Source organism: Xylanibacter rodentium, assembly GCF_013166575.1.
GTDB lineage: Bacteria > Bacteroidota > Bacteroidia > Bacteroidales > Bacteroidaceae > Prevotella > Prevotella rodentium.
In genome coordinates this window covers 15,174-35,759 of the sequence record NZ_JABKKE010000012.1, presented here as the reverse complement: position 1 = coordinate 35,759, position 20,586 = coordinate 15,174, and the positions used below count along the sequence as shown (strand labels likewise).

Annotated in this window: 17 protein-coding genes and 1 tRNA gene; 7 read left to right on the top strand and 11 right to left on the bottom strand. The window is 48.3% G+C overall.

Features of this window, described 5'->3' with window-relative positions:
- Positions 1–29 precede the first annotated feature (29 nt).
- Positions 30–917 (top strand): 4-hydroxy-3-methylbut-2-enyl diphosphate reductase, encoded by an 888-nt coding sequence (locus HPS55_RS08250; RefSeq protein WP_172177361.1) that lies wholly within the window; start codon positions 30–32, stop codon positions 915–917.
- A 100-nt stretch (positions 918–1,017) separates the two neighbouring features.
- Here the strand turns inward: HPS55_RS08250 and HPS55_RS08245 are convergent, their stop codons facing one another.
- Together HPS55_RS08245 and HPS55_RS08240 are read right to left on the bottom strand one after the other, a co-directional pair.
- On the bottom strand, positions 1,018–1,506 hold the full coding sequence (locus HPS55_RS08245; RefSeq protein ID WP_172177363.1) for a dihydrofolate reductase: 489 nt from the start codon (positions 1,504–1,506) through the stop codon (positions 1,018–1,020).
- Positions 1,507–1,551: 45 nt separating this feature from the next.
- Positions 1,552–2,346 carry a thymidylate synthase gene (locus HPS55_RS08240; protein ID WP_172177365.1) on the bottom strand — a complete coding sequence of 265 codons (795 nt, stop codon included), beginning with the start codon at positions 2,344–2,346 and terminating at the stop codon, positions 1,552–1,554.
- A gap of 192 nt (positions 2,347–2,538) precedes the next feature.
- On the opposite strand from HPS55_RS08240, the gene HPS55_RS08235 reads away from it, so the two are divergent.
- Together HPS55_RS08235 and HPS55_RS08230 are read left to right on the top strand one after the other, a co-directional pair.
- On the top strand, positions 2,539–3,186 hold the full coding sequence (locus HPS55_RS08235; protein WP_253945851.1) for a lactate utilization protein: 648 nt from the start codon (positions 2,539–2,541) through the stop codon (positions 3,184–3,186).
- A 61-nt stretch (positions 3,187–3,247) separates the two neighbouring features.
- Entirely contained in the window at positions 3,248–5,296 is a 2,049-nt protein-coding gene (locus HPS55_RS08230) for a DNA topoisomerase 3 (protein WP_172177367.1), read from the top strand.
- A gap of 51 nt (positions 5,297–5,347) precedes the next feature.
- Here the strand turns inward: HPS55_RS08230 and HPS55_RS08225 are convergent, their stop codons facing one another.
- Complete coding sequence (locus tag HPS55_RS08225; protein WP_172177369.1) at positions 5,348–6,229, bottom strand: hypothetical protein; 882 nt, start codon at positions 6,227–6,229, stop codon at positions 5,348–5,350.
- Positions 6,230–6,264: 35 nt separating this feature from the next.
- Complete coding sequence (locus HPS55_RS08220; RefSeq protein WP_172177371.1) at positions 6,265–7,809, bottom strand: ATP-binding protein; 1,545 nt, start codon at positions 7,807–7,809, stop codon at positions 6,265–6,267.
- Positions 7,810–8,058: 249 nt separating this feature from the next.
- Between HPS55_RS08220 and porE the strand changes: the two genes are divergently transcribed.
- Positions 8,059–10,125: a PorE family type IX secretion system protein gene (gene porE / locus HPS55_RS08215; RefSeq protein ID WP_172177373.1), complete on the top strand. Its 2,067-nt coding sequence runs from the start codon at positions 8,059–8,061 to the stop codon at positions 10,123–10,125.
- A 478-nt stretch (positions 10,126–10,603) separates the two neighbouring features.
- Here the strand turns inward: porE and HPS55_RS08210 are convergent, their stop codons facing one another.
- Genes HPS55_RS08210 through HPS55_RS08200 form a run of 3 tightly spaced genes read right to left on the bottom strand, consistent with a single transcriptional unit; the run spans position 10,604 to position 14,264 of the window.
- The gene (locus HPS55_RS08210; RefSeq protein WP_172177375.1) at positions 10,604–12,334 is read right to left on the bottom strand and encodes an acyl-CoA dehydrogenase family protein; all 1,731 of its coding nucleotides are present in this window, start codon (positions 12,332–12,334) and stop codon (positions 10,604–10,606) included.
- A 25-nt stretch (positions 12,335–12,359) separates the two neighbouring features.
- Entirely contained in the window at positions 12,360–13,385 is a 1,026-nt protein-coding gene (locus HPS55_RS08205) for an electron transfer flavoprotein subunit alpha/FixB family protein (protein ID WP_172177377.1), read from the bottom strand.
- Positions 13,386–13,394: 9 nt separating this feature from the next.
- Positions 13,395–14,264 carry an electron transfer flavoprotein subunit beta/FixA family protein gene (locus tag HPS55_RS08200; protein ID WP_172177379.1) on the bottom strand — a complete coding sequence of 290 codons (870 nt, stop codon included), beginning with the start codon at positions 14,262–14,264 and terminating at the stop codon, positions 13,395–13,397.
- 744 nt (positions 14,265–15,008) lie between these two features.
- On the opposite strand from HPS55_RS08200, the gene greA reads away from it, so the two are divergent.
- Positions 15,009–15,476 (top strand): transcription elongation factor GreA, encoded by a 468-nt coding sequence (gene greA / locus HPS55_RS08195; RefSeq protein ID WP_172177381.1) that lies wholly within the window; start codon positions 15,009–15,011, stop codon positions 15,474–15,476.
- 13 nt (positions 15,477–15,489) lie between these two features.
- On the top strand, positions 15,490–15,897 hold the full coding sequence (locus HPS55_RS08190; protein ID WP_172177383.1) for an HIT family protein: 408 nt from the start codon (positions 15,490–15,492) through the stop codon (positions 15,895–15,897).
- Positions 15,898–16,035: 138 nt separating this feature from the next.
- Here the strand turns inward: HPS55_RS08190 and HPS55_RS08185 are convergent, their stop codons facing one another.
- The gene (locus tag HPS55_RS08185) at positions 16,036–17,127 is read right to left on the bottom strand and encodes a mannose-1-phosphate guanylyltransferase (protein ID WP_172177385.1); all 1,092 of its coding nucleotides are present in this window, start codon (positions 17,125–17,127) and stop codon (positions 16,036–16,038) included.
- A gap of 95 nt (positions 17,128–17,222) precedes the next feature.
- A complete protein-coding gene (locus tag HPS55_RS08180; protein ID WP_172177387.1) occupies positions 17,223–18,176 on the bottom strand; it encodes a DUF362 domain-containing protein in 954 nt (317 codons plus the stop codon).
- A 187-nt stretch (positions 18,177–18,363) separates the two neighbouring features.
- On the opposite strand from HPS55_RS08180, the gene HPS55_RS08175 reads away from it, so the two are divergent.
- A tRNA-Leu gene (locus tag HPS55_RS08175) sits at positions 18,364–18,445 on the top strand.
- A gap of 275 nt (positions 18,446–18,720) precedes the next feature.
- Here the strand turns inward: HPS55_RS08175 and HPS55_RS08170 are convergent.
- Both HPS55_RS08170 and HPS55_RS08165 read right to left on the bottom strand, forming a co-directional pair.
- Positions 18,721–19,890 (bottom strand): glycosyl hydrolase family 8, encoded by a 1,170-nt coding sequence (locus tag HPS55_RS08170; protein WP_172177389.1) that lies wholly within the window; start codon positions 19,888–19,890, stop codon positions 18,721–18,723.
- 124 nt (positions 19,891–20,014) lie between these two features.
- Positions 20,015–20,563, bottom strand: coding sequence for a flavodoxin family protein (locus tag HPS55_RS08165; RefSeq protein ID WP_172177391.1), 549 nt, complete (start codon positions 20,561–20,563; stop codon positions 20,015–20,017).
- Positions 20,564–20,586 lie beyond the last annotated feature (23 nt).

Sequence of the window (20,586 nt, the reverse complement as noted above, 5' to 3'; positions counted from 1 at the left end):
TTGAAAAAACTCCATTATATAAACAGACAATGCTACAAATAGAGATAGACAACGGCAGCGGGTTTTGCTTTGGTGTGACTACTGCCATAAAGAAGGCCGAGGAAGAACTGGCAGAGGGGAAGACACTGTATTGTCTCGGTGATATAGTTCACAACGGAATGGAGTGTGAGCGCCTGCGCAAAATGGGGCTTATAACGATAAACCACGACGACATGCGCCGTCTGCATGGTGTGAAAGTGTTGCTGCGTGCCCATGGCGAACCGCCCGAGACATACGAGCTGGCCCGGCGTAACAGCATTGAGATAATAGACGCCACGTGTCCTGTGGTGCTTCAGTTGCAGCGCCGTATCAAAGCACAGTATGTCAATGGCAGCTGTCCGCATAAGGATAACCGGCTTTCGCAGATAGTAATCTTCGGCAAGAAAGGCCATGCCGAGGTGCTTGGGCTGGTGGGGCAGACGGAGAGCCGCGCCATTGTCATAGAACAGTTTGAAGACGTTGCCAAGCTCGACTTCGCACGCGACATTTACCTTTATTCGCAGACAACGAAGTCGCTTGACGAGTTCCACCGCATCATCGACTATATACAGAGCCATATAGCTCCGTCGGCCACGTTCCGCAGCTTTGACACCATCTGCCGGCAGGTGGCCAACCGGATGCCCAATATCAGCAACTTTGCCACACGTCATGACCTCATCCTCTTTGTCTGCGGCCGGAAGAGCAGCAACGGCAAGGTGCTTTTCAACGAGTGTTTGCGCGTAAATTCCAACTGCCACCTTATCGAAGGGCCCGACGAGATACAGTCAGAATGGCTCAATGGAATAGATACTGTGGGAATATGTGGTGCCACCAGCACGCCGAAATGGCTCATGGAACAGTGCCGCGACGCGATAAATTCTTTAATTCGGAACTTGTAGTTTTGAGTTTCGAGGTATGATAGGCTCTGTTGTTTTGTGGCTTGGACGAATATGATGTTTCTGTTCATCCGTGCTAATCATACCTCTAAGCTCTTAGCTCTTAATCCTTAACTTGTATGTAGTCTACAAACGCGTACTTATACGCGTGCCGTTCGTCGGTGTCGTGCTCTTCGCGCGATGTTTCTTTCCATCCGTCGTATGGCGGAAAGAACGTGTCGGCTTCGGCCGGAGTGTCATCAATCTCTGTCAGACAGAGGCGGTGGGCCATGCCGATGGCCTGTTTGTAGACAGACGCTCCACCTATTATATATACATCCTCATCGTCACGGCAGTGGGCGAGTGCCTCGTCAAGCGACGCATAAGTGTCGCAGCCGGGGAAGCCGGTTGCCGTTCGGCTCAGCACAATGTTGCGGCGGTTGGGCAGTGCGCCTTTTGGCAGCGACATGAAGGTGTTGCGTCCCATGATGATGGTATGGCCCGTGGTGAGTGCCTTGAAGCGTTTCAAATCGTTGGGCAACCAGTATATCAGTTTGTTTTCGTGGCCGATGGCGCGGTTGCGGGCCACGGCAGCTATAATGGTAATGGTCATATTATTTGTGGGAGTTAAAGGAGTTGACGGGAAAATGTTTTGTCGTCACACTGACACCTCGGCCTTGATGTGCGGCCACGGGTCGTAACCTTCGAGCTTGAAATCCTCGTAACGGAAGTCGAAGATGCTCTTAACATCCGGATTGATGGCCATGCGAGGCAGCGGGCGCGGTGTGCGAGTGAGTTGCAGGCGGGCTTGATCGAGATGGTTTAGGTACAGATGGGTGTCTCCGGTGGTGTGGATGAATTCGCCGGCGCTCAGTCCCGTAACCTGTGCCATCATTTGAAGCAGAAGTGCGTATGATGCGATGTTGAACGGCACGCCGAGGAACGTGTCGGCCGAACGCTGGTAGAGCTGCAGGCTCAGGCGGCCGTCGGCCACATAAAACTGGAACAGTGTGTGGCACGGTGGCAGGGCCATGCGTTCGACCTCGGCCACATTCCATGCACAGACAATCATCCGGCGTGAGTCGGGATTGGTCTTCAGTTGACTGACTACGGCCGCAATCTGGTCTATCGTTCCGCCGTTGTAATCGGGCCACGAGCGCCACTGATGTCCGTATACGGGACCAAGTTCTCCGTTCTCGTCGGCCCATTCGTTCCATATCCTCACGCCGTTGTCCTGAAGATACTTCACGTTGGTGTCGCCGCTGAGAAACCACAGCAGTTCGTGTATTATCGACTTGAGGTGCAGCTTCTTCGTAGTGAGCAGCGGAAACCCCTCTTCCATGTCGAACCGCATCTGATGTCCGAACACGCTCATCGTGCCCGTCCCCGTGCGGTCGCCTTTCTGTGTGCCCTCCGTCATAATGCGGTTGAGCAGGTCTAAGTATTGTTTCATCGGTTCTTTTTTGTCGTTTTATGATGTATCGCAGCCGCATCTGCCATCGTGCGTGCGCCCCTTTTTTCGGTTGACAAAGTTACGATAATTCTGCGAAACGTCAAAATCCGGTGGCGTTGTCGTGGCAATTTTCCTGTGTCGGCAGGGCGTAATCTCACGGATTTTCCGTAATTTTGCATCTTGACAAACATAATGATTACGGTAATGACACCTATAGAACAAAGAAACGAGCTGTTGGCGCAGCGGATGATAAAGAGTCTGAACAGAAGAAACATGGATGCCTTTTACTGTCCTACATCGGCCGGGGCCATAGCCAAGGTTATGGAACTTATGCCACAGGGCAGTACCGTGTCGTGGGGTGGTTCGATGACCCTGCGCGATATGGGACTTACGCGGGCGCTGCACGACGACGGGCGGTATATATTGTTAGACCGCGATCGGGCGGTCGACCGTGCCGAGGCTGTCGAGATATATCTGCAGGCGTTCCGTGCCGACTATTATCTTTCGAGTGCCAACGCCATCACAGAGGACGGCGTGATTGTCAATATCGACGGTAACGGCAACCGTGTGGCAGCCATTACTTTCGGCCCGAGCCATGTCATCTTTGTCATCGGACTTAATAAGGTAACACAGACCGTCGACGCGGCTTTGGCCCGTGCCCGCTCTACGGCAGGACCGATAAACACGGCACGTTTTGACATCAGCACACCTTGCAAGGCCGACGGCGTGTGCCACAATTGCAATTCGCCGGAGTGTATATGCAACCATATTCATTTCCTGCGCAACTCTCCGCGCCGCCGGCATACGGTAGTGCTCGTGGGGGAGCCGTTGGGATATTAGTCTTTATTTTAGGATTCAAAGAGAGACGCCGCTTCCTTTAACTCCTTTAACTTCTGAAAAAATGATAGTTTGCATAGCTGAGAAACCCAGTGTGGCGCGTGACATAGCGCGTATCATCGGCGCAACGGCGTCGAGGGAAGGATTCATGGAGGGCAACGGATACCAGGTGACGTGGACCTTCGGCCATCTCTGTACGCTGAAAGAGCCCGACGACTATACACCGATGTGGAAGCGCTGGAGCCTGAGTGCCTTGCCGATGATTCCGCAACGATTCGGCATAAAGCTCATAGAGGACCAGGGAATACAGAAGCAGTTCGGCGTGATAGAGCGGCTGATGAAGGATGCCGACGGCATAATCAACTGTGGTGACGCCGGTCAGGAGGGAGAACTCATACAGCGTTGGGTGATGCAGAAGGCGGGAGCCGCATGTCCCGTGCGCCGGTTGTGGATATCGTCGATGACCGATGAGGCTATACGTGAGGGTTTCCAGACACTGAAAGACCAGGCCGAATATCAGCCGCTATATCTCGCCGGACTGAGCCGTGCCATCGGCGACTGGCTATTGGGAATGAACGCCACGCGCCTCTATACACTGAAGTACGGGCAAAACCGTCAGGTGCTGAGCATAGGCCGGGTGCAGACGCCTACGTTGGCGCTCATCGTCAACCGTCAGAAGGAGATAGAAAGTTTCAAGCCCGAAGCCTACTGGATTCTCTCGATGGTATATCGCGACACTACGTTTACCGCTACCAAAGGCAAGTTCTCGTCTAAGGATGAGGGTGAACGGTCGTTTTCCGCCATTGCCGACAAGCCGTTCACCGTGACATTGGTGCAGAAGAAGAATGGCACCGAGGCCCCGCCTCATCTCTACGACCTGACATCGCTACAGGTGGATTGCAACAAGAAATTCTCTATGAGTGCCGAGATGACACTCAATATCATACAGAGCCTTTACGAGAAGAAGCTCACTACATACCCGCGTGTGGACACTCAGTTTCTCAGCGACGACATCTATCCCAAGTGCGACGCCACGCTTCGTGGACTGCGCGGCTATGAGGCGTTGACCGGTGTGCTTGTGGGCACGAAGCTGAAGAAGTCGAAAAAAGTGTTCGACTCGTCGAAGGTTACCGACCACCACGCCATCATTCCCACCGGTGTGCCTGCCATGAACCTCACTGACATGGAGCGCCATGTGTACGATCTCGTGACGCGTCGCTTCATCAGTGTGTTTTATCCTGACTGTAAGTTTGCCACCACAACAGTGCTTGGACGTGTGGAGGACGTGGAGTTCAAGGTGACTGGAAAGACCATTCTCGATGCCGGTTGGCGTACGGTATACGCCAAAGATGTGCTGACGCAGTCCGAAGAAGATGACTCGAAAAAGGATGATGAGGAGCGCACACTGCCACCGTTCGTAAAAGGCGAGAGCGGACCGCACGTGCCGTGTCTGACGGAGAAGTGGACCACACCGCCCAAGTTTTACACCGAGGCGACGCTGCTGCGTGCCATGGAGACGGCGGGAAAGTTTGTTGAAGACGACGAACTGCGTGCCGCCCTGAAGGAAAACGGTATCGGACGGCCGTCGTCGCGTGCGGGCATAATAGAGACACTCTTCAAGCGCCGCTACATCAAGCGTGAGCGAAAGAATCTGATAGCCACGCCAACGGGCATAGAACTAATCGGCATCATCCGCGAAGAACTGCTCAAGAGTTGTGAACTGACGGGTATATGGGAGAAGAAATTGCGCGATATTGAGCATCGGAAGTATGATGCATCACAATTCATCGAAGAGTTGAAACAGCAGATTGACGAGATTGTTCGCGATGTTCTGGCCGACAATACGGCACGTCGCGTGACGGTGATGACCGAGGAGGACATGAAGAAGAAGATGGCGCCCAAAGCCAAGACGGCACCGAAACCGGCTGTACAGCCTGCCACGGTAGCCGATAAGGAAACATTGCCGGCTGCTACCTCAGAATCATCTGTTACCGAGCCTTCTGCTGCTGTTCCCGAGATATGTCCGCTCTGTGGCGCTCCGGTGATAAAGGGCAAGGCTGCTTATGGCTGTTCGCGCTGGAAGGAGGGATGCCGGTGGAGGCAGATGTTCTGATGGTTTTGTGCATTAAAACGTACTAAGGTATGTATTAAAAATACATTCCCTTTAGTCCTGATATCTGCTTGTCGGTAAAAAATCATATTCATCGGGGGTATTTTTGGTCTTCATACTGAATGACTTGACTACGGGTATGCCCAATACGCCTTTGCATATTTTCAGTTGTATTGTGTCGCCAGGGCGGTTGAGTTGTGCCAGGTTTAGAAAACGGCATATCTCACAATCTTCCGGGGAATTATTATACATTATTTGCGTGTCGCCAATACGAGGGAAATGACCGTACTCGCATGTCGGACTTTTGCTTGCTTTCAGTTTTGTCTCACATCGGTATTGCTTGCCGTCTATATATGTGATTGCTTGAATGACATTATACTCTTGTTCTGTTTTGCCAGTTTGGTCCTCTTTGTAGTCAGATACCATTAATGCCTGTATTGTCGCGTCCTGTATATAAGGTTCACTGATATATATGTTATTGACTGAAAAGATGATAATATATATGATTCTGCATACCAGACACCCTATAAACGTGAATACCGGAATGCCGATAGGGAATACAATTAAAGAGGTCTTTAATGTACCATGTCCTTGTTTCGTTTTCGGTTGGTATAGTGCCAGGGTGCCTGTATCACTGTCGTTTTTAGCAAATATCTTATTGATAACCGGTATTTTATCCTTATGTAAAGATATGGCAACGCACAATATGACTGACGTCATCACTATCAGATACCAGTCGTACATGTGCATACCGCCACTTACCGATATGAAGAAATCTTTAGACAGGAGCTTTTCGGATATATTGTATGAAATAGGATAAAAATCGAAATATCCGGATGTTTGTGATAAATAATAAGCACCGAATAATGGCGCAAGAATTATTATGGCAAGCACTTCACATTTTACAAGATAGTATTTCCATTCAAGTGTATCCATCTTTTCATTAGTTAACTAATACTGTAATACTATGTTCATTCCGCAATCTTCCATTCTTCTACGCCCCTTGTCGCTGACGAGAAGTTCACGCCAATCTTATAAACCTTTCGTCCGTCACTGACGAATGGAGCGGCATATCCGCGTGTTTCTATCTGTTGCAACGCCTCGTCGGGTGTTCCGTCGAGTTTTATCTCTATCACATAGATGTAGTTCCGGGTCTTCATCACTATGTCGATGCGGCCCCGGCTCGTGGTGCGCTCCACCTCGGTGTAGAATCCGAGCATCTTGAAGATGAGGTACATGGAGTTTTGGAAGTATATCTCCATACGGCCCGCTATCTGATAGCTCGTGTCGTCAAACATGGTCTGCATGCGTTCCATAAAGGCATCGGGGCGTCCCTGCTCTATGTCTCTTACGAAGTTGACAATGAAAAATTGGGTCTCGTTCTCTTTTATCGGAGTGTAGAACGGTGTGAGATATTTTATAAATCCGTTCTCTACCTCCATATTTGGGAATCCGAGCCGGTAGGTTTTGAATGTCTCGTCGTATTCCTTTATCGTTAGATAGCCGCTTTGGTAAATCACGGGTATGGGGTTCTGCGACATCGAGTTGATGCTGTTCAGCAGGTCGGACGATACAAGTTCTTCTTGCAGATTGTTGAGATTGTAGTCAGACTGTTTTAGCAGATGCACGAGAAACGACGGCGTGCCCGTCTCAAACCAGTAGTCGCCGAATTCCGACTTATTGAAAGTGTTGAGCAGACTGAACGGGTTGTATATCCCAATACTGTTGCTTGTGAAGTGATAGCCGTCGTAAAGTTGACGGAGTTTGTCGCATACAGTATCATAGTCGGAGCCGGTGGCATCGGTCAGTTCATGCAGGGAGTTCTCGAAATAAGTGTGTATTTCCTTTTCCGTGATGCCACAGATGTCGATATAACGGCGGTCCATAGATATGTCATTAAGGTTGTTCAGGTCGCTGAACACGCTCACCTTGCCAAATTTTGTCACACCGGTGAGAAATGCGAAGCGTATGTATCGGTCGAGCGTTTTCAGTACCGAGTAGAATGCTTTGAGTATATTCCGGTATTCGTCTTGAAGCATCTCGTTGCCGATGGACTGCAACATTGGTTTGTCGTACTCGTCCACGAGTATCACCACGCGCTGGCCTGTCTGTTCGTAAGCCTTGATTATCACCTGATAGAAGCGTTCTTCGAGTGCACGGTCTTTGAACTCGTCACCGTAGCGGCGTTCCCAGATCTCCAGATGCTTGTTGAGTTCGGCCTGCAGAGATTCCTTGTTTTCGTACAGGCGTGAGTTTAGGTCGAGGTGCAGGATGGGATATTCGGTCCATAGGCTTTCCATCTTTTCGATGGTCAGTCCTGCAAACAAGTCTTTCTTGCCGCTGAAGTAGGCCTCCAGCGTGGATATGAGCAGACTTTTTCCGAAGCGTCGCGGGCGACTTAGAAAGTAGTATCGGCCGGTAACGGCCAGTTTGTATATCTGTGCTGTTTTGTCTACATATGCGTAATTGTCGTTGCGCAGACTCTCAAAATTCTGTATACCGATAGGAAATTTCATATACCAACCTGTTTTGTTTATAAATATCTTTCTGCAAATATACAATAAAATCGTGAAATTATACACTGGCAGGATAAAGAAGATGATATTTTTCTTTAGAGGAAATATACAATAAAATTTTTGGAAAAAGGCTGATTGATAACCGATTTTCTCGTATCCAACCATCTTATACCTTCTTGAAACTTATACAATAGGATTAAAATATTTACGGAACAATAAACTGTCGTTAACGGCGTTATATAATAAGGTATGCGCAAGAAGTTATACATAATATTATATATGGCGGTTGTCTTGGTAGTCCTTGTCTCGTGCGGGGCCGACGCTGCAATGAAGAAGGGTGATAAGTTTTATGCCCTTGGTGAGTACTATGACGCGGCCGCGCAGTACAAGAAGGCATATTCGGCCACACCGGCCAAAGAACGGACCACACGGGGAGAGCGGGCGCTGAAACTGGCCGACTGTTACAGAAGGATAAACTATACGCAACGGGCAATAGCGGCCTATAACAACGCCATAAGATACAAGAAGACAGACAGCCTGACTCATTTTCAACTGGCACAGCAGCTGATGAAGAACGGCAACTATAAGGATGCGGCAAAGCATTTTCAGACTGTGCTTGACAGCATGCCCGACCATCGCCGTGCACGTGTAGGACTGCGTTCGGCAGAGATGGCGCCGCAGTGGAAAGACGCCGGTTCGCAGTATACGGTGAAACGCGAGAACTTCTTCAATTCACGTCGTGCCGACTATTCGCCTATGCTTGCTGGTGACGAGTACGACCAGCTTTACTTTACGTCTACGCGCAACGATGTCAAAGGTGACGAACTGAGCGGTATCACCGGAACAAAAAATGGTGATATTTTCGTATCAACCAAGGATGAAAAAGGCAAATGGACCAAGCCGGAGGGTATCGACTCGGAGCTTAATTCGGATTTTGATGAGGGTGTATGTTCGTTCACGCCCGACGGTCGCACGATGTATCTCACGCAGTGTCTCAGCGACCCTTCTTATCCGCGTTATGCTACCATCTGCACATCGTCGCGTTCAGACGCCAGTTGGGGCAAGTCGACACCGCTCGAAATCACACGCGACACATTGTCAAGCTATGCCCATCCGGCTGTTTCACCCGATGGGGAGTGGCTCTATTTCGTGAGTGACATGCCAGGTGGCATGGGTGGCCTTGATATTTGGCGTGTGCGGCTGACTGCAAGCGGAACGGGTGGCGTTGAGAATCTTGGGGCACCGATAAACACCGAGGGCGACGAGATGTTCCCGACGTTCCGTCCCAATGGTGACCTGTATTTCTCTTCAGACGGTCATCCCGGCATGGGAGGTCTCGACATCTACATAGCCAAGCCCGACACGGTGATGCAGGGATGGAAGATTGAGCATCCGGGATTTCCGCTCAATTCGCAGGGCGACGACTTCGGGATGACGTTCGAAGGGCTGCACAACCGTGGCTTTTTTTCTTCAAACCGTGGTGACGGCAAGGGATGGGATCATATTTACAGTTTCGAGAATCCGGAGATTGTGCAGACTGTCAAGGGATGGGTTTACGAACAGGACGGTTATGAACTGCCGGAAGCCTTGGTCTATATGGTGGGCAACGATGGTACCAATCTGAAGCTGAGTGTGAAAGGTGACGGCTCATTCACGCAACAGATCAATCCCAATGTCGATTATGTATTCCTTGGCACGTGCAAGGGATTCCTTAATCACAAGGAGCAGTTGCGCGTGGAGCCGGTAGGCAAATCGGAGGAGTATGTGCTTCAGTTCCCGTTGGCGAGCATCACGTCTCCTGTACTTATAGACAACATCTTCTATGACTTTGACAAGGCAACGCTGCGTCCGGAATCGACCGCGGCTCTCGACGAACTGATAAAGCTGCTCAACGAGAATCCAAACGTTACCATCGAATTGAGCGCACACTGCGATTACCGTGGTCCGGAGGCTTACAACAAGTTGCTGTCGCAGCGCCGGGCCGAGAGTGTGGTGGCATATCTTACTGAGCACGGCATTGCCGCCGACCGCCTCTCGCCGGTGGGGTATGGCAAGGAGAAACCAAAGACGATTCGCAAGAAGCTGACCGAGAAGATTCCGTTCCTGAAAGCGGACGACGTATTGACCGAAGAGTACATAAAAAAGCTGCCCGAAGACCAGCAGGAGATATGCAACCAGCTCAACCGCCGTACCGAGTTTATCGTGCTGCGTACCACCTACGGCATGTTTGACAAGGAAGGCAATTTGAAGAATCCGCCTAAGCGTGATGCGGCAAAGGAAGCGGCGGATGACGACGGATTTGATGATTTGTTCTGAAGGGAGTATGGTTTTGTACTTATGACAGCAAAATTAGTCCCCCCCCCAAAAAAAAGAAGTAAAGTAATAAGAAGTTATATCCCAAATGTGCGCACCATTGATGATACGTACATTTGGGATATACTTTTGTAGTTGTTTTGCAGGCCATAATGCTGTTGTCTTTTGTTTGTTTCATGGCTTGTCTCAATGGTTATGCCGGACTTGTAGCATAGCTTACTCAGGGCCATGCCGATATTATGAAGTTGGTACAAGGCCGTTGTACTGCCGGTTCCGCAGCCTTGTACTGCTGGTTCAACGGCTTTGAACTGTTGGTACAGCGGTCTTGTACCACAGTGGAGACGAAGCATGTATTTTGAATTTTGGCGGCTGTGAGTTTAATGATTGGGCTTTAGGTGTTTATGTGAGTATAAAGGTATAACAAAAAACGCACGCCTATTATAAAAGACGCGCGTTTTTTGGTATTTATGAAGCGTTTTTATCAAGCCTCCTCAGCCTCTTTCTCTTGAGCCTTGTAGAATTCGATGTCCTCTTCGCGGAAATTCTTGATGAAACCGTAGTGCCCGTTCACTTCTGCTTCAGCGTGGCGTACGTATACGTTGGCACTCTTGGCGAAGAGTTCCGGTGCGCGCGTGGCATCATCAAGAATGAGCAGCGACATTATTATGTCGGCAGTCATCTCGTAGAGGCGACGTGCGAGGAAGTCCTGAACACACTGATTGCCGGATTCTTTGACTGTATTGACGGCATCTTCGAGTTTATCAACGAGAGCTGTGGTGCGATCTTTCAGAGACTGAAGTTCGGGAGCAACAGCATTTTCGAGCATCTCCTTGATAATTGAAAGATATGTGCCATTGGTGATGTAGCGTATGGCAGCCACCACCTGCAACTGTGTCGTGCCTTCGTAGATGGAGAAGATGCGGGCGTCTCGGTATAGGCGTTGGCACTTGTACTCCATGATGAATCCCGAACCGCCGTGCACCGAAATGGCATCGTAGGCGTTTTGGTTGGCATACTCGGAGTTCATTCCTTTGGCCAGCGGAGTGAATGCATCGGCCAGACGGGTGTATTTCTTCAACTCGGTGCGCTCCTCGGGAGTGAGCTTGCGGTCGCGTGCGATATCCTCCAGACACTTGTAGATGTCTACGTAACGTGCTGTCTGATAGAGCAGCGAACGGCCGGCATCGAGTTTGGCCTTCATGCGTGAGAGCATATCGTAGACAGCAGGGAAGTTGATAATCTTTTCTCCGAACTGCGCGCGCTCCTTGGCATAGGCAAGCGCTTCATTATATGCCTCTTGTTCTACACCGACAGATTGTGCTGCAATGCCCAGACGTGCACCATTCATCAGTGCCATGACGTATTTGATTAGTCCCAAGCGGGTGCTTCCGCAAAGCTCTGCTTTGGCGTTCTTATATGTCAACTCGCATGTGGGCGAACCGTGTATACCGAGTTTGTGCTCGATGTGGCGCACATCCACACCGCCGTCCCGCTTGTCGTAGATGAACATCGACAGTCCGCGGCCGTCGTGTGTGCCCTCCTCAGAGCGTGCCAGCACGAGGTGTATGTCGGAGTCGCCGTTGGTGATGAATCGCTTCACGCCGTTCAGCCTCCAGCAATCGTTTTCCTTGTCGTATGTGGCTTTGAGCATTACGCGTTGCAGGTCGCTACCGGCATCAGGTTCGGTGAGGTCCATCGACATGCCTTCACCGGCGCAGATGCGCGGTATATACTTTTGGCGCTGTTCCTCGCTGCCGAACTCATATAGGGTGTCGATACAGCTTTGCAGGCTCCAGACATTCTGGAAACCGGCATCGGCTGCTGCAATCAGCTCGCTGAGCATTGAAAATGTGGTGTTGGGCAGATTGAGTCCGCCATAGCGGCGGGGCATAGAGATACCCCACAGGCCTGCTTTGCGCGTTACATCGAGATTCTCGTATGTTTTGGATGCGTAAATCATGCGGCCGTTTTCAAGGTGCGGACCTTCAAGGTCTACGTCTTCAGAGTTAGGCGCGATAACGTTGGCACAGACATCGCCTGTTATTTCCAATATCTGTTTGTAGTTCTCTATGGCGTCCTCGTAGTCTACGGGAGCGTCTTCATATTTATCCTTATCCTCATAGTTCTTCTCGCGAAGGTCCACAACGCGCTTCATGAGCGGGTGGCTGAGATGGAACTCGAGTTCCGGGTGGTCGCTATAATAATTTGCCATAATATTTGATGGGATGAGGAGTTTTTTATTTACTGTTTTGTTTATAATACTTAATCAACTTCGGCACCACTTCCTCAACAGTGCCTACTATTACGTAGTCGGCAATCTTGTTGATGGGAGCCTCCGGGTCGCTGTTCACAGAGATGATGATGCCCGAATCCTGCATTCCAGCGATGTGCTGGATCTGTCCGCTTATACCGCAGGCAATATATACTTTCGGGTGAACCGTAACTCCCGTCTGGCCAATCTGTCGGTCGTGGTCGGCCCATCCTGCATCCACTGCTGCGCGGCTCGCGCCGACCTCGCCGTGCAGTTCCTTGGCCAGTTTGAACAGCAGGTCGAAACCTTCCTTCGAACCGACGCCATAGCCTCCGGCAACGACGATGGGGGCGCCTTTCAGATTGTGTTTGGCTTCCTCCACCTGACGGTCAAGCACCTTGACTATATATGCTTCCTTGCTTACATATTCCGATACTTCGGGATAAACCACTTCCTTGCGGCTTTCACCGTCATAAACGGCTTTCTGCATCACGCCTGAACGTACTGTCGCCATTTGAGGGCGATGGTCTGGATTGACGATTGTGGCAACGATGTTTCCGCCGAATGCCGGACGGATCTGATACAGCAGATTGTCGTAGTGTTTGCCTGATTTCTTGTCATCGTAGTCACCAATTTCCAGTTGTGTACAGTCGGCGGTAAGTCCGCTGGTAAGCGATGACGACACGCGGGGACCGAGGTCACGACCGATGACAGTTGCGCCCATAAGACATATCTGCGGCCTCTCCTCTTTAAAGAGGTTTACGAGAATGTCGGTATGGGGAGCCGATGTGTAGGGGAATAGTCCCTCGCCGTCGAACACGAACAACTTGTCGACACCGTAGGGCAGTATCTGCTCCTCCACAGCTCCTTTGATACCTGTTCCTGCAACGATGGCGTGCAGTTCAACATTGAGTTCATTGGCCAGCTTGCGGCCCTTTGTGAGCAATTCCTGCGATACTTCCTGTACCTGAGTGCCCTCTATTTCGCAATATACAAAAACGTTATTAGCCATATTTCAAACTTATCCAATGATTTTCTCTTCAAGTAATTCCTTTATCATACCTTCTATGTCGGCGTCGCTGCCTGTCAGGGTTTTGCTTTCTTTTGCCTGGAATACAATGTTCTGCACGGCTTTCACCTTGGTTGGTGAACCGCTCAGGCCACACTGCTGCGGGTCGCCGTCTACATCGGCTACCGACCATTGTGTCAGTGTGAGATACGGGCGCTCCTCGTATAGTTCTTTATATGCCATGTCAGCAGTACATTCCAACGGAGCTTTTGCACGCTTGTACTTCATCACCAGTTTGGCGTTGCACGGACGGCAGGGTGCTGCGCTTCCGTTGACTGTGATTACGATGGGCATCGGAGCTTCGACTGTCTCAACGCCACCGTCGATATGTCGGCGTATGGTCAACTTGCCGTTTTCACATTTTAATATTTCCTCAGCGTATGTCACCTGCGACAATCCGAGTTTCTGAGCCACCTGCGGACCCACCTGAGCCGTGTCACCGTCGATGGCCTGACGTCCTCCGATGATAACATCGGCTCCGCCGATTTTTCCGATAGCCGTAGCTAACGCATAGGATGTGGCCAGTGTGTCGGCACCGGCAAACAGACGGTCGGTTAGCAGCCATCCCGTGTCAGCACCGCGGTAAAGACCTTGGCGGATTACTTCAGCCGCGCGTGGAGGTCCCATCGTCAGGATGCCAACAGTTGAACCGGGGTTCTGTTCTTTCAGTCGCAGAGCCTGCTCAAGGGCATTAAGATCTTCAGGATTGAAGATTGCAGGCAAGGCGGCACGGTTTACGGTGCCTTCGGCTGTCATGGCATCCTTGCCTACATTTCTTGTGTCTGGTACTTGCTTGGCAAGTACAACGATTTTTAAACTCATAAATTTATTTTAGTTATTGTATAAACTTATATTTTCAACCTTGTCATCAAGGTCTTTTTTGTTAATGATGATACCGGTTGTTAAGGAACGTATATCTTTGCAAAAGTAGTCTTTTTTTGTTGTTCTGCAAAGAAAAAGATACGAAAAATGCACATATTGCGGTTAAACGTGCACAATTATTATAATTTGTGCAATGTTGGGATGTGTGTTTGTATGGGGGATATCTAATGTGTTTATTATAAACATGAGGTCATGTGCGGGGCAGTATTCAAATGAATATTAGAATTTAAAAATAAAAAAGGGTCTCCGCTGAGACCCAACCTTTGTTAACCTTAAATCTAATACTATGAAAAACACGATGCAAAGATAAGTATATTTTTTATAAAAACAATATTATTAAAGGATTAATAGTGTGTAGCGGACACTTTATTGATTTAAATCAATGTGATTGTAGGTTTTATGGAGTGATGCCCGGAAAAAATGTGTTTTTAAGTGTAAACAGTCATTTTTCATATTTTGTAGCATATATAATACACCTTGTAATATTATACTTGTGACAAGTAAAAGGATTTTTAACATTCGCAAGTTTGGACTATTCGGAAATAATGCCTACCTTTGTAAACGAATAACAAGACACATTGATTAAAATGGAGGATTCCGACATCAAATGATAATGTTGGAATTCTTTCTTTTTGATGTCTTTTCCAGGAAACACGAATAAGTAATAACTTTAAAAAAGAAATTATGGCTTACATGTCACAAGAGGGCTACGATAAGATGGTAGCCGAGTTGAAACGCTTGGAAAGCGTGGAGCGCCCCAAGGCATCAGCCGCTATAGCAGAGGCTCGTGATAAGGGTGATCTGAGTGAAAATTCCGAATATGATGCAGCTAAGGAGGCACAGGCACATCTTGAAGATAAAATCAATCAGATGAAGCTGGCCATCCAGGACGCAAAAATCATCGATACGTCACGCCTGAGCACGGATTCGGTGCAGATACTGTGCAAGGTGGAGATGACCAATCTCACTACAAAGGCTAAGATGACTTATACCATCGTGAGTGAGAATGAGGCAGATCTGCGTGCGGGCAAGATATCTATAAAAACACCGATTGCTCAAGGACTGTTGGGCAAGAAAGTCGGCGATGAGGTGGAGATAACCATTCCGCGCGGAACTATAAAACTGCGTATTGACAATATTTCTATAGACTGACAGAATAGAGGCTATGGCAGGAATATTTGCAAAGATTGCAGCCGGAGATATCCCAAGCTACAAATGTGCTGAAAATGACAAGTTCTATGCATTTCTCGATATTAATCCGTTGGTAAAGGGACACACACTTGTGATTCCGCGCCGTGAAGTTGATTATATTTTTGATTTGGCTGATGATGAGCTTGCTGAGATGACGGTTTTTGCCAAAAAGGTGGCTGAGGCCATAAAAAGGGCTTTTCCGTGTATAAAGGTGGGTATGGCCGTGCTCGGTCTTGAGGTTCCCCATGCGCATATTCATCTTGTGCCTATGAATTCAGAGAAGGATATGCTCTTCTCCAATCCTAAACTGAAGTTGGGCGACGAAGAATTCCGGGAAATTTCGGAAAGGATATTTTCCGAATTTGAGAAGAGTATGGATTGAAATCCGGAGATTAGCTGCCGGGCTGTACTTTCGGGTTGAAACAGGGTGGTATCTTATAAAGATGATTGCTTATAAAAAATCGCGCGAAGCATCTTGTGATGTTGTCGCGCGTTTTTTATTGTCTGTATCCGGTCCGATCTAAACAAATTTTTCTCCGTATTTTATCTGTACTTCGTTTACGTATTTGCGGACAAGTGCGGAAGAGTCGCTCTTTTTGCAGATAAATAATACATTGTCTTTTTCTGTGACTATATATCCGTTGAGGCCGTTGATTACGGCAAGTTTGCCTTTGTCGAGCTTTATAACATTGTTACGGCAGTCCTCGAGAATCACGTCCGAATCGATTACCACATTGTCATCGTCGCTCCTGCGCATACATTCGTACATGGAGTGCCATGTGCCCAAATCTGCCCATCCGAAGTCGCACAGCATTACATGAACGTTGTCTGTACGTTCCAATATTCCGTAGTCGATAGACAGGTTGGGGAACGACGAGAACCGGTTGTCAATGAAATCTTTACTGTCGGTAAGCGTGAAGTCGGGCTTGCTGTCGGTCAGCAGTTCCATCTGTTCGGGGAAGAGCTTGCGGAGCACACGCCCAAGATGTCGGGCATTGGCAAGGAATAGACCGGTGTTCCAATAGAATTCATTGCTCTCTACGAACATTTTGGCAAACTCACGTTCGGGTTTTTCTGTAAATGACTTTACCGTGTATACATTCTCCATATCTGAGGGCGCACCAGCCTGTATGTATCCGTAGCCCGGTTCAGGCCTTGTTGGCTTTACACCCATGGTGAGTACGATGTCGTGTCCGGCAACAAATTCAAACCCCTTGGCGACGTTGTCGTCGAAAGATTCCTCGTTTAGTACGAAGAGATCTGACGGTGTTATGATGATGTTTGCCTTCGGATTGCGCTGGTATATGAGCGTGCTGGCCCATGCCACGCTTGGAGCGGTGTTTCGGCTTACAGGTTCTGATATAATGTTTGATTCCGGTATGTCGGACAGTTGCTCGTCTATCGTATCCCTGAATTCGACATTCGTGCATACATATATGTTTTCTTTGGGCATTATCTTTGCAAATCTGTCGAATGTGGTTTGTATAAGAGTGCGCCCCGTTCCGAAGAAATCAATAAACTGTTTCGGTTTTTTCTCCCGGCTGTATGGCCACAGTCTGCGGCCGCGCCCACCGGCAAGAATTACACAAAAATTAGCGTTGTTCATATCCATATCAACAAAGTTTGTATTTCGCTTACTAAATTACGAAAATTCATTGATACGTACAAGGATTTTAAGTTTTTATTAGAAAAACAAGCTAAATTGCACTATCTCTTGTCGATGTTTATTATTGTGTAGTTCTTGCTGCCGAGACCTATCTGCTCAGCGTAGTCCACTATGTATGTGCCGTGTTGCCGGTTGATACGTTCTATGAGCGGCTTGTTGTCGTCTCCGGGTTTTGCCTTGTGGCTGAATACGAGGTCAAGACAGGCTTTGTCTAATGCCACGGGGTCGGTGGATGCGAGTATTCCCATGTCTTTCAGTTTTGGGTCGGCCGGATGTGAATCGCAGTCGCAGTCTACGCTCATGTTGTTCATCACATTGATATAGAGTACACGTCCGCCAAACCATTCGTGTACGGACTGTGCCGCTGAGGCCATAGACTCGAGGAAATGATCCTGTGCTGGCAGATTCTGCCAAAGTTCGCGCGTGCTCTGTACCTTTCCTGCCGTGTGTATATATGCTTTTCCGTTGGCTGAAGCTACGCCGATGCTTGCGTTTTTCAGCACGCCACCGAATCCGCCCATAGCATGCCCTTTGAAATGGGCCAGATTGATCATCCAATCGTAGTACCCCAGGTGGCTGCCCACGATGTTGTATTTCAGGTGTTTCTTGTCTTTGACAGGTATGCGCAGATCGCCTTGTTCGTCCATCAGGTCGACGGCGAAGAGCGAGTCAAACCCGTGATCATGTATTGTCTGCCAGTGAGCCTCAAAAGTATTTCGCTTGCCGTTATATGCCGTATTGCACTCTACAATGGTGCCGTTGACATTGTCAACAAGGCTGCGTATTAGTGTTGGTTTCAAATAGTTGTGCCCTCCGGCCTCTCCTGTGCTTATCTTTACGGCCACGCGTCCTTCCACCTTTCGGTCCATTGCGTTATATATTCTTACGAGTGCTTCAGGACTTATTTCCTTGGTGAAGTACACTTTCGACTGGCCTAATCCGGTCACTGTCGCCATCATTGCGACGGCCAAAATAAAAATCTTCTTTTTAATCATAATTACTCATGTGTTATGTGTTATTGCCAATATGGTTATTTTCAATGTTGCAAAGTTATACATATTTCTTGTAATTATAGATAAACAAATAATGGATATTGCAACCAATTTTACGGATTTTGATAACTTTTCGTTATAAAAGTTTGTAGTTTCAAATATTATCATTATCTTTGCACCCGCAAATCGCGCCCAGATGGCGGAATCGGTAGACGCGCTGGTCTCAAACACCAGTGGGGCAACCCATCCCGGTTCGAGCCCGGGTCTGGGTACGAGCAAATTGGCTAAGTCGTTGAAAATCAACACTTGGCCAATTTTATTTTATCCCCATTGTTCCCAATTTGTTCCCGTACAGCCATTCTAATCAATATATTAAATGCTTTTGAATGCTACTAAATAAACCTGTTAAACTATATATGAGTCAACGGATTTTATAAAGCCCATAGGTACTGATTGACCTATGGGCAGCATAGTTTTTGAAGCATCTTCAGCTTATATTGTGAATTGCTTTTTGTTCATACAACAAGCTTTCATCGTCCGTTTCAGATTAGAAGTCCAGCGAGAAGTGTCCGGACACGTGCAGCATGGAAAGGAAATACACCAAACCTTCATAATAGCGAAATTTGCCTGTTGGAGGTTGTACGTCCCACAGGCGTTTAACGTATTCACGAGCTAGTTCGCGCTGTTCCGGCACATTTGAGTGGGCAAGGGTTATTGCGCCAACAGCATTAGCACCGGCCATGCCGCAAGAATATTGTCCGAAAGCCCTTGAACCATCTAGAGAGAAATGGCCGTGCTTGAATCCATCTTTCTTGAAGAACGCAAGCAGATGGCCCATAACGGTCTCTTGGTTTCGCCTGTCCTTCCCACAAAGATAGTAATCCATGCCTACGTTCATTGGGCAGCGGATGGCATCGTACATATATAAGGATGTGTCATAAGTGGCATTAGGCCAGGCATAGGCTTTTCCGTCAAACTGGCTATAATCGGGATATAGACCAGTGATGGAGTTTGCTGATGCGATGAGATGCTGGCGGGCTGCTGTTGCAGCCTTTTTCCAGAACGGACGGTTGGCGGTCGCCGTGCGTGCCCATTTGTCAATGAAAGCGGGAAGCTGGTAGGAGGGGTCGGTAAAACCATGCCCCGTCCGAGTGGGAACAAAAGTAACCAACCTGCTGTCGCTGTCAAAAAGATTGTAAACTCCACTCTCTATGCTATTCTTATTCATTACTTTTGCCAATATTTTGTTGGCTTCGTCACTGTAATGGGGTTCGTCCCAACGTTCAGAAGCAAGGAATAAGGCAGTGACAAAATACAACTCACCGTCCGAAGCATTGCTCCCTCCAATCTTGGTGCCGTCTGACTTGCACTGCCAACAGAAATAGCCATCCCATGCGGAATCGGATGAAAAGGTCATGTATCGTTTCGCCCACTTCCAAAGTTTATCGAACTGTTCACGGTGATCCAACTGTACGCAAATCATCATGCCGTACGACATTCCTTCGGTGCGCACGTCATTGTTTCCTGTATCCAAGATAAAGGCTGTGCCATCCGGACCTTCATAGTAGACCGATTTTTCATCGCCTGCTTCATAGCAGCTTAAATCTGCCGGGGTGAAGAAATGTTCCCATATTTTCTCAATCCGTTCGTTAACTTCCTTCTCGCTCTTTCCCAATAATGAGACAAACAGGTTTTCGGCATGTGTTCCCAACGACATCGTAATAAAAAGCAACGCTGCCAAGACGATTTTCCACTTCATCATGAAAATTACTTGTTAATTTTACACCGCATTAAGGTCGCCATAAAATTGTGGATTGCTCCGAACGATGTAAATTTAAGAATCAAAATTCTTTTCCTATATCGTAAATCTTTTGAAGATGCTTTGTATGTGAAATCGCGCCTTTCTCGCTGACGTTATTCACAAAATAGTGAGCACTGTTTTTCCATCCTCTGTCTTGCGCAATGAGTTCAAAAGAACGCACTATGCCGTCAAATACGTGAGGATCATCCAGTTCACCGCATGAGATAAGCATACATTCCTTGATAGGCACATCCTTCTTGCCTATGATAAAGGAATAGAACTTGTCTATGACAGCTTTTATCTGAGAAGGGAATGTGTACCAATACAAAGGGGTGCAGAATACAATTGCATCACTTTCTGCCATTAAGGAAGCCAACTCATTGAAGTCATCGTCAAAAATACAGGCTTTGTTATCCTTGCTGAAACATTGGTCACAAGCCCGGCAACCTTGAATATGTTTATGTGCAGCCTCAAACCGCATCACTCGGTTTCCAACTTCTGACGCACCACGTGCAAAGGCTTCAGCCATGAGGTCGCTGTTACCGTCTCTACGTGGACTGCCGGTTAAAATCAATATGCGTTTACTCATTTTTAATTATCTATTTTGGGTAA

What these genes read in the sequence shown, in the direction of transcription:
- HPS55_RS08250 (WP_172177361.1), top strand. Translation starts at nt 30, where the DNA reads ATGCTACAAATAGAGATAGACAACGGCAGCGGGTTTTGCTTTGGTGTG.
- HPS55_RS08245 (WP_172177363.1), bottom strand. Translation starts at nt 1,506, where the DNA reads ATGACCATTACCATTATAGCTGCCGTGGCCCGCAACCGCGCCATCGGC.
- HPS55_RS08240 (WP_172177365.1), bottom strand. Translation starts at nt 2,346, where the DNA reads ATGAAACAATACTTAGACCTGCTCAACCGCATTATGACGGAGGGCACA.
- HPS55_RS08235 (WP_253945851.1), top strand. Translation starts at nt 2,539, where the DNA reads ATGATTACGGTAATGACACCTATAGAACAAAGAAACGAGCTGTTGGCG.
- HPS55_RS08230 (WP_172177367.1), top strand. Translation starts at nt 3,248, where the DNA reads ATGATAGTTTGCATAGCTGAGAAACCCAGTGTGGCGCGTGACATAGCG.
- HPS55_RS08225 (WP_172177369.1), bottom strand. Translation starts at nt 6,229, where the DNA reads ATGGATACACTTGAATGGAAATACTATCTTGTAAAATGTGAAGTGCTT.
- HPS55_RS08220 (WP_172177371.1), bottom strand. Translation starts at nt 7,809, where the DNA reads ATGAAATTTCCTATCGGTATACAGAATTTTGAGAGTCTGCGCAACGAC.
- porE (WP_172177373.1), top strand. Translation starts at nt 8,059, where the DNA reads ATGCGCAAGAAGTTATACATAATATTATATATGGCGGTTGTCTTGGTA.
- HPS55_RS08210 (WP_172177375.1), bottom strand. Translation starts at nt 12,334, where the DNA reads ATGGCAAATTATTATAGCGACCACCCGGAACTCGAGTTCCATCTCAGC.
- HPS55_RS08205 (WP_172177377.1), bottom strand. Translation starts at nt 13,385, where the DNA reads ATGGCTAATAACGTTTTTGTATATTGCGAAATAGAGGGCACTCAGGTA.
- HPS55_RS08200 (WP_172177379.1), bottom strand. Translation starts at nt 14,264, where the DNA reads ATGAGTTTAAAAATCGTTGTACTTGCCAAGCAAGTACCAGACACAAGA.
- greA (WP_172177381.1), top strand. Translation starts at nt 15,009, where the DNA reads ATGGCTTACATGTCACAAGAGGGCTACGATAAGATGGTAGCCGAGTTG.
- HPS55_RS08190 (WP_172177383.1), top strand. Translation starts at nt 15,490, where the DNA reads ATGGCAGGAATATTTGCAAAGATTGCAGCCGGAGATATCCCAAGCTAC.
- HPS55_RS08185 (WP_172177385.1), bottom strand. Translation starts at nt 17,127, where the DNA reads ATGGATATGAACAACGCTAATTTTTGTGTAATTCTTGCCGGTGGGCGC.
- HPS55_RS08180 (WP_172177387.1), bottom strand. Translation starts at nt 18,176, where the DNA reads ATGATTAAAAAGAAGATTTTTATTTTGGCCGTCGCAATGATGGCGACA.
- HPS55_RS08170 (WP_172177389.1), bottom strand. Translation starts at nt 19,890, where the DNA reads ATGTCGTTGGGAACACATGCCGAAAACCTGTTTGTCTCATTATTGGGA.
- HPS55_RS08165 (WP_172177391.1), bottom strand. Translation starts at nt 20,563, where the DNA reads ATGAGTAAACGCATATTGATTTTAACCGGCAGTCCACGTAGAGACGGT.